This is a genomic window from Photobacterium kagoshimensis, assembly GCF_050337045.1.
Classification (GTDB): Bacteria; Pseudomonadota; Gammaproteobacteria; order Enterobacterales; family Vibrionaceae; genus Photobacterium; species Photobacterium kagoshimensis.
In genome coordinates, this window is sequence record NZ_JAKJSO010000048.1 from 1 (window position 1) to 2,112 (window position 2,112).

The window sequence follows — 2,112 nt, forward strand, 5'->3', positions numbered from 1 at the left end:
CTATTGAAAGCGGCATTCCTCGATGATGGCGCGTCAATAGCTGAGAAGTTTAAGAACATTTTAAACACCTAGTCACAACCGCCACAGCCGAACCATGGTTAAAAGCAAATACAGAAGTTGGCGCGGTTACCAGCGAACATTCACGCAAGTAGTTAAGACGTTTAAAAATAAGAATCCGCTACAAACGACGAACGAATCTTACTGCATACGGATTTCACTGGAATTGACCAACTCGCAGCGACTACGGAGTTAGGTACACAAAAAGAACTGAACCAAGTCGGGTAACGCTCGCCATAATACGCCACAACGTATTACGATAATGTTGATAGACCACCGAAAACACTAAAGCCAATTAAGACCTAGAATGCCGAGCGTTGGTGGTCGTAATTGATGGCTTTGTTACAACCACGATGCACCTTGCATCAATTGTAGCGAGACGCTACACTGTTGGTAATTTATAGGAGAGTTATCATGAGCACATCTAGCATCCGTTTAGATCAAGACCTTGTTGAAAAAGCTACAATCATGGCTAAAGCATTAAATCGCACCACTCCAAAGCAAATTGAGCATTGGGCTAAAATTGGTGAAATGATGGAGGATAACCCTGACTTACCATATGAATTTGTTAAACAAGCTATCATTGCAAAAGCAGAGAAAGAAGCTGGTAAATTAGAGAGTTACGATTTTGGCTAAGATTACCCAAGTTCTTCAAACAACCACCTTTAAAAAAGCAGCAAAGAAGTTGCACGCTAACCAGAAGAAAGATCTCGATAATGCCATCAGAGAGTTGATGGATAATCCTTTACTTGGGGAGCAAAAAAAAGGTGACCTCTCTTTTTTACGTGTCCACAAATTCAAAATGGTCAAACAGTTAACTCTTCTTGGTTATAGCTACGAAGATGGCACTGTTATTCTTGAGCTTATCGCACTTGGTTCGCACGAGAACTTTTACCGTGATGTGAAATCGTTTTACTAAACCTAAAAGCTGCGATGCTTTTGTGGTTGTAACGCTCGCCATAATACGCCACAACGTATTACGGTAATGTTGATAAACCACCGAAAACACCATAGCCAATTCAGAGCTAGAATGCCGAGCGTTGGTGGTCGTTTTGATGGCTTTGTTAAGCGATTGAAATTCCTTTATCTGTAACGTATCTCTCTACCCAATTCGACTGAGAACGAAGTTGATAAGAAATTGCCTCTTTATAACTAACTTCTTTTATCGGTTGATAACCACGCCCATGCTCTTTTTGACCAAATTTAAAGTCTGAGGCTTTAAATGAGTTATACGAAAAATCCTTTTTTACGAATGTAGTAGGCTGATTATAAGTTAAATACTCACTATATAACTCGCCATCTTCTGTTAATACTGCAATTTTAGCCCACGTTTTATGTATTGGCTCAGCGATGAAAAATCGTGCACGCTGCTTTTGTTGATTGCAATCCACCTTTAAATGCCAGCAAGACAACTTGATTAATAAATTAAGAACATCAACTGCAACGTCTTGTGATATTTGCTCCTCACCATGTACCGCAGAATTACCTAACTTACGAATAAAATGCATATAAGCTATAACTGACTCTGGCAATTCAGCACTTAGCGAAGTTATCTTGTCAGCTAAACTATAGTTAGATAACTTTGTTCTTTCACTCACAATGTATTCTAAAGTTTTCCTAGCTTTTGCAACCGAAACTTCAGGATCAATAGTTGAATACATTTTTACAGATCGTAACTCAAGTGCAAGCTCTGGAGATTTTTTCCCAAGTTCATTAATCACTAGTTGATGGCTCATACTCTACCTCAGAAAGAAAAAAGGTATGATAACAAACCAAATCAAAGGTAACTATAGAAAGCTCGCTTAAAATCGCTTAACGCTTGCCATAATACGCCAGCAACGCATTACGATAATGTTGATAGACCACCGAAAACACCATTGCCAATTCAGACCTAGAATGCCGAGCGTTGGTGGTCGTATTGATGGCTTTGTTATGGCTACTTTTCTGAGCGTATGGTGTTCAATTTTCCCACGCTACCGCCAAGCAAAGTGTGTGATTTTCTGCTCGCACGCATGATATACCACCAAGTGCTTAACGATAAGAGCACTTTACTAT

At 39.6% G+C, this 2,112-nt stretch carries 3 protein-coding genes; 2 read left to right on the forward strand and 1 reads right to left on the reverse strand.

The genetic code is table 11. The annotated features are described in order from the left end of the window. Positions 1-471 precede the first annotated feature (471 nt). Complete coding sequence (locus L4C35_RS22985) at positions 472-693, forward strand: TA system antitoxin ParD family protein (protein WP_428465045.1); 222 nt, start codon at positions 472-474, stop codon at positions 691-693. Further along, positions 686-976 carry a type II toxin-antitoxin system RelE/ParE family toxin gene (locus tag L4C35_RS22990; protein ID WP_428465046.1) on the forward strand — a complete coding sequence of 97 codons (291 nt, stop codon included), beginning with the start codon at positions 686-688 and terminating at the stop codon, positions 974-976. Before L4C35_RS22985 ends, L4C35_RS22990 begins: the two co-directional genes overlap by 8 nt. Positions 977-1,121: 145 nt before the next feature. Here L4C35_RS22990 and L4C35_RS22995 read toward each other — a convergent pair whose 3' ends face one another. Continuing rightward, positions 1,122-1,793 (reverse strand): DUF4145 domain-containing protein, encoded by a 672-nt coding sequence (locus L4C35_RS22995; protein ID WP_428465047.1) that lies wholly within the window; start codon positions 1,791-1,793, stop codon positions 1,122-1,124. Positions 1,794-2,112 lie beyond the last annotated feature (319 nt).